Source organism: Streptomyces viridosporus, assembly GCF_002078235.1.
Classification (GTDB): Bacteria; Actinomycetota; Actinomycetes; order Streptomycetales; family Streptomycetaceae; genus Streptomyces; species Streptomyces viridosporus.
In genome coordinates, this window is sequence record NZ_MSGP01000415.1 from 1 (window position 1) to 5405 (window position 5405).

At 70.6% G+C, this 5405-nt stretch carries 5 protein-coding genes; 1 reads left to right on the forward strand and 4 read right to left on the reverse strand.

What is annotated here, in order from left to right:
* Positions 1–89: 89 nt before the first annotated feature.
* Positions 90–1499, forward strand: a complete 1410-nt coding sequence (gene gad / locus B7L92_RS27230) for a glutamate decarboxylase (RefSeq protein ID WP_081240015.1) — start codon at positions 90–92, stop codon at positions 1497–1499.
* Positions 1500–1529: 30 nt separating this feature from the next.
* Here the strand turns inward: gad and B7L92_RS27235 are convergent, their stop codons facing one another.
* From B7L92_RS27235 to B7L92_RS27250, 4 genes are all read right to left on the reverse strand, one after another.
* Complete coding sequence (locus B7L92_RS27235; protein ID WP_081240016.1) at positions 1530–2171, reverse strand: PadR family transcriptional regulator; 642 nt, start codon at positions 2169–2171, stop codon at positions 1530–1532.
* A 25-nt stretch (positions 2172–2196) separates the two neighbouring features.
* Positions 2197–2745: a DinB family protein gene (locus B7L92_RS27240; protein ID WP_081240017.1), complete on the reverse strand. Its 549-nt coding sequence runs from the start codon at positions 2743–2745 to the stop codon at positions 2197–2199.
* A gap of 141 nt (positions 2746–2886) precedes the next feature.
* The gene (locus tag B7L92_RS27245) at positions 2887–4347 is read right to left on the reverse strand and encodes an aldehyde dehydrogenase family protein (protein WP_081240018.1); all 1461 of its coding nucleotides are present in this window, start codon (positions 4345–4347) and stop codon (positions 2887–2889) included.
* Positions 4348–4426: 79 nt separating this feature from the next.
* The gene (locus tag B7L92_RS27250; RefSeq protein WP_081240019.1) at positions 4427–5251 is read right to left on the reverse strand and encodes a Sco1979 family transcriptional regulator; all 825 of its coding nucleotides are present in this window, start codon (positions 5249–5251) and stop codon (positions 4427–4429) included.
* Between the last annotated feature and the right edge of the window lie 154 nt (positions 5252–5405).

The window sequence follows — 5405 nt, forward strand, 5'->3', positions numbered from 1 at the left end:
CCGTCCCGCCCCCGCCGCCGGCCCGTCCGTCCGGCCCCTCCGCTCCCGCACCCGTCCGACCCATCCGCTCCCGAGACCCGGAGGCATCCGTGTCGCTTCACGAAGGCTCGCAGCACGACGAGCACACCCTGTCCGTCAACCCCTTCCTCGGACCGGCCAACCCGATCGGGGACATGACCGAGGCGCCGCCCAAGCACCGGCTGCCCGCCGACCCCATCGCGCCCTCGACGGCGTACCAGCTGGTGCACGACGAGCTGATGCTGGACGGCAACGCACGGCTGAACCTGGCCACCTTCGTCACCACCTGGATGGAGCCGGAGGCCGGCACCCTGATGGCGGAGTGCCGGGACAAGAACATGATCGACAAGGACGAGTACCCGCGCACCGCCGAGCTGGAGCGGCGCTGTGTGGCGATGCTCGCGGACCTGTGGCACGCGCCCGACCCGTCGGCGGCCGTGGGCTGTTCGACGACCGGGTCGAGCGAGGCGTGCATGCTCGCCGGGATGGCGCTGAAACGGCGCTGGGCGCGGAGGAACGCCGACCGGTACCCCTCGCGCGACGCCCGGCCGAACCTCGTCATGGGCATCAACGTCCAGGTCTGCTGGGACAAGTTCTGCAACTTCTGGGAGGTGGAGGCCCGTCAGGTCCCCATGGAGGGCGAGCGGTTCCACCTGGACCCGCGGGCGGCCGCCGAGCTGTGCGACGAGAACACCATCGGGGTCGTCGGCGTCCTGGGCTCCACCTTCGACGGGTCGTACGAGCCGATCGCCGAGCTGTGCGCGGCGCTGGACGAACTCCAGGAGCGCACGGGCCTCGACGTCCCGGTGCACGTCGACGGGGCGTCCGGCGCGATGATCGCGCCCTTCCTCGACGAGGGCCTGGCGTGGGACTTCCGCCTTCCGCGGGTGGCGTCGATCAACACGTCCGGGCACAAGTACGGGCTGGTCTACCCGGGCGTCGGCTGGGCGCTGTGGCGGGACGCGGACGCGCTGCCGGAGGAACTGGTCTTCCGGGTGAACTACCTGGGCGGCGACATGCCGACCTTCGCGCTGAACTTCTCCCGGCCGGGCGCGCAGGTCGCGGCGCAGTACTACACGTTCCTGCGGCTGGGCCGCGAGGGCTTCCGGGCCGTGCAGCAGACCGCGCGGGACGTGGCCGGGGGGCTCGCCTCGCGGATCGAGGCGCTCGGCGACTTCCGGCTGCTGACCCGGGGCGACCAGTTGCCGGTGTTCGCGTTCACGACCGCCGACGACGTCACGGCGTACGACGTCTTCGACGTGTCCCGGCGGATGCGGGAGCAGGGCTGGCTGGTGCCCGCGTACACCTTCCCGGCGAACCGTCAGGACCTGTCGGTGCTGCGGGTGGTGTGCCGCAACGGCTTCTCCGAGGACCTCGCCGACCTGTTCGTGCAGGACCTGACCCGGCTGCTGCCGGAGCTGCGCCGGCAGCCGCGCCCCTTCACCCACGACCGGAACGCGGCCACCAGCTTCCACCACTAGCCCCGCCCCGGCGGCATCGACCGGCCTCGGTCAGCGGTCGTCCCCGGGGTGCCGCTCCCCCGTCGCGTACGGGTTCTCCTCGCCCTCGGCCAAGACGCCGACGAACGGCTCGCCCTCGCCGGCGAAGGTGTAGGCGCCGCCCCGGACGCGCTCGATGAGACCGCGGGTCCATTCGGCGCCGAAGTCGGCCGAGTGGACCCAGAAGTCCATGATCTCCCCGATGTGGCCCAGTTGCCCGGGCCCGCCCTCGGGCGTGTAGTACTCGGTGACGGACCTGCGCCACTCCTCGATGGCCCGCACCCGCCGCTCCAGGAGGGCGAGGGCCTCCGCGCGGCCGAGGTCGACCATGAGGCCGAGGCCGGCCGAGAGCACGTCCGGCTTCTGGTCGTAGGAGGTCAGCGACTCCCGCAGCAGCCGGAAGTACTCCTCGGTGCCCCGCTCGGTGATCTCGTACTCGGTGCGCGGCGGGCCCCCGGCCGTGGACGGGGCGGTCTCGTGCGCGTGCAGCAGTCCCTGCTTGGCCATCTGTTTCAGGGCGTGGTAGATCGAGCCGGGCTTGGCGTGGGACCACTCGTGCGCGCCCCAGTACTCCAGGTCGTTGCGCACCTGGTAGCCGTGGGCCCGCCCGTGCTGGCGCACCGCGCCGAGCACGAGGAGACGGATCACTGACATGGGGCCCAGAGTAGGCCGCGGAGGGTCACTCCCCGGAGCCGCCCTGCTCCCGCGCGACCAGTTCGAAGGCGGTGGCGCCGTCCAGGGACTCGCGGATGATGTCGGCGTGGCCGGCGTGCCGGGCGGTCTCGCGGATCAGGTGCAGACACAGCCAGCGCATCGAGAGCCACTCGTCCCTCGGGTTCCAGGACGTCTTCGCCACCAGGAAGGTGTCGTCGAGGCTGGGCACCGAGCGGACGAACGACTCCGTCCCGGCGGCCACCTCCGCGTAGCGGGCGAGCATGGACTCCACCGTCTCGTCGCCGACCAGCCGGAAGCTCTCGTGCCAGTTCGACTCGTCCCGGTGGACGGCCGGCGCCTCGCCCTTGGCGCGGGCGATCCAGCCCTGCTCGATCTCGGCGACGTGCTTGAGCAGTCCGGCCAGGGACAACTCACTGGCACTGGGACGGGAGGACGCCTGTTCCTCCGTGAGGCCGAGCAGCGCCCGCCGGATGCCGCCGCGCTGCTCGGCGATGAAGGCCAGGAGCGCTCCCCGCTCGTCGCCCCGCTCCTCGGGTCCCACGTGAGTGACCATGACCGGCCGCCTTTCGTCGTTCCGCCGCAGGTGGCCCCTGCCGCCCGACGACGACGCTACGGACCCTCGCGGTCGGATTCCGTCCGCGAGGGCCCCGGCGGGAAGAGACCACGTCGGGAGGAGGACGCGGCGTCCCGCGGCTCAGAACGGGAAGCCGCTCCGGCCGTGCTGCACCGAGATCCACTTCATCGTGGTGAAGGCGTCCAGCATCGTGTCGCCGTTCAGCCGGCCGATGCCCGAGTGCTTCTCGCCGCCGAAGGGGACGATCGGCTCGTCGTGCACGGTGCCGTCGTTCACGTGGAACATGCCGGTGTCGATCTGCTTGGCGAAGTTCACGCCCCGCTCGACGTCACCGGTGTGCACCGCGCCGCTCAGCCCGTACGGGGTGTCGTTGACGATGCGCACGGCCTCCTTCTCGCCGTCGAACGGGACGAGGAAGGCGACCGGGCCGAAGACCTCCTGCCGCAGCAGGGCCGAGTCGGCCGGCAGTCCGGTCAGCACGGACGGCTCGACCAGGTTGTCGGTGCGGGCACCGCGCACCAGGGCGGTCGCGCCCTCGGCGAGGGCCTGCTCGACGACGCCGGTCAGGGCGTCCGCCTGCTGGGAGTTGATCACCGGGCCGATGACGGTGGCGGGGTCGCGCGGGTCCCCGGCCTTGAGCGACGTGACCTTGGCGACGAACTTCTCGGTGAACTCCTCGGCCACCGAGCGGTCCACCAGCACGCGGTTGGCGGCCATGCAGACCTGGCCCTGGTGGACGAACCGGCTGAACACCGCCGCGTCCACGGCGTAGTCGAGGTCGGCGTCGTCGAGGACGACCAGCGCGCTGTTGCCGCCCAGTTCGAGGACCGAGCGCTTGAAGAGGGAGGCGCAGACGGTGGCGACGTGGCGGCCGACCTTGTCGGAGCCGGTGAAGGAGATGACCTTCGGGACCGGGTGCTCCAGGAAGGCGTCGCCGATCTCCGCGATGTCGGTGATGACGACGTTCAGCAGGCCGCCGGGCAGGCCCGCGTCCTCGAAGATCTTCGCGACCAGCGAGCCGCCGACGACCGGCGTGTTCTGGTGCGGCTTGAGCACCACGCCGTTGCCGAGCGCGAGGGCCGGGGCGACCGACTTCAGCGAGAGGAGGAAGGGGAAGTTGAAGGGGCTGATCACGCCGACGACACCGACGGGCACCCGGTAGACGCGGTTCTCCTTGCCGTCCACCGGCGAGGGGATGATCCGGCCCTCGGGGCGCAGCGCCAGGTGGATCGACTCGCGCAGGAACTCCTTGGCGAGGTGCAGCTCGAAGGCGGCCTTCAGGCGCGTGCCGCCGAGCTCGGCGACGATCGCCTCGGATATCTCCTCCTCGCGCTCCTCGACCAGCTTCAGCGCCTTCTCGAACACCGCGCGGCGGGCGTACGGGTTGGTCGCCGCCCACTCCTTCTGGGCCCGGGCGGCCGCCCGGTACGCCTGGTCGACCTCGTCGACCGTGGCGATGGTGATCGACGCGAGCTTCTCGTCGTCGTACGGGTTGAAGTCGATGATGTCCCAGGAGCCGGTGCCCGGGCGCCACTCACCGTCGATGTACTGCTGAGCGAGGTCGGTGAAGTACGACGACATGTGATCCCTCAATCCCTTGCTGCATCAGCAGAGCACTGATCGACTTCGTTGTCTGATCACGCGTCATCGTACTGATGTTTCAAGAGAGTTGGAGGAGTCCACGGAGAAGGTCCCGGCTCTCCGACGGCCCCGGGCCGTCGTGCTGGAGCTCCTTGAGCGCGCTCTCGTACTGGGCGACGTCCTCGGCCTTGTCGAGGTACAGCGCGCTGGTGAGCTGCTCCAGGTACACGACGTCCGACAGGTCGGACTCGGGGAAGCTGAGGAGGGTGAACGCGCCGGACTCACCGGAGTGGCCGCCGAAGCTGAACGGCATGACCTGCAGCCGGACGTTGGGCCGCTCGGAGACCTCGATCAGGTGCTGGAGCTGGCCGCGCATCACCTCGCGGTCGCCGTACGGCCGGCGCAGGGCGGCCTCGTCGAGGACGACGTGGAACTCGGGCGCGTTCTCCGAGACCAGGTACTTCTGCCGCTCCAGGCGCAGCGCCACCCGCCGTTCGACGTCGGCCTCGCTCGCGCCCCGCATGCCGCGCCGCACGACCGCGCGGGCGTACTCCTCGGTCTGCAACAGGCCGTGCACGAACTGCACTTCGTACGCCCGGATCAGCGAGGCCGCGCCCTCCAGGCCCACGTAGGTGGGGAACCAGCTGGGCAGCACGTCCGAGTAACTGTGCCACCAGCCCGCGACATTGGCCTCCTTGGCGAGGGAGAGCAGCGAGGCGCGCTCCTGCTCGTCGGTGATGCCGTACAGCGTCAGCAGGTCCTCGACATCCCTGGTCTTGAAGCTCACCCGGCCCAGTTCCATCCGGCTGATCTTCGATTCCGAGGCGCGGATCGAGTAGCCCGCCGCCTCGCGCGTGATCCCCCGCGCCTCACGCAGTCGCCTGAGTTGTGATCCGAGCAGCATGCGCCGCACCACCGATCCCGGCTCTCCCGCGCTCACGTTCGCCAGCCTCCCCAACGTCTTTCCGGGCCCGCAGTCTGCCACTAAAACACTTCGAGCAGTACTCGCCCGGTTACGGAAACGGAATCCGGCCGCGGCGGCCGGATTCCGTTTCCGT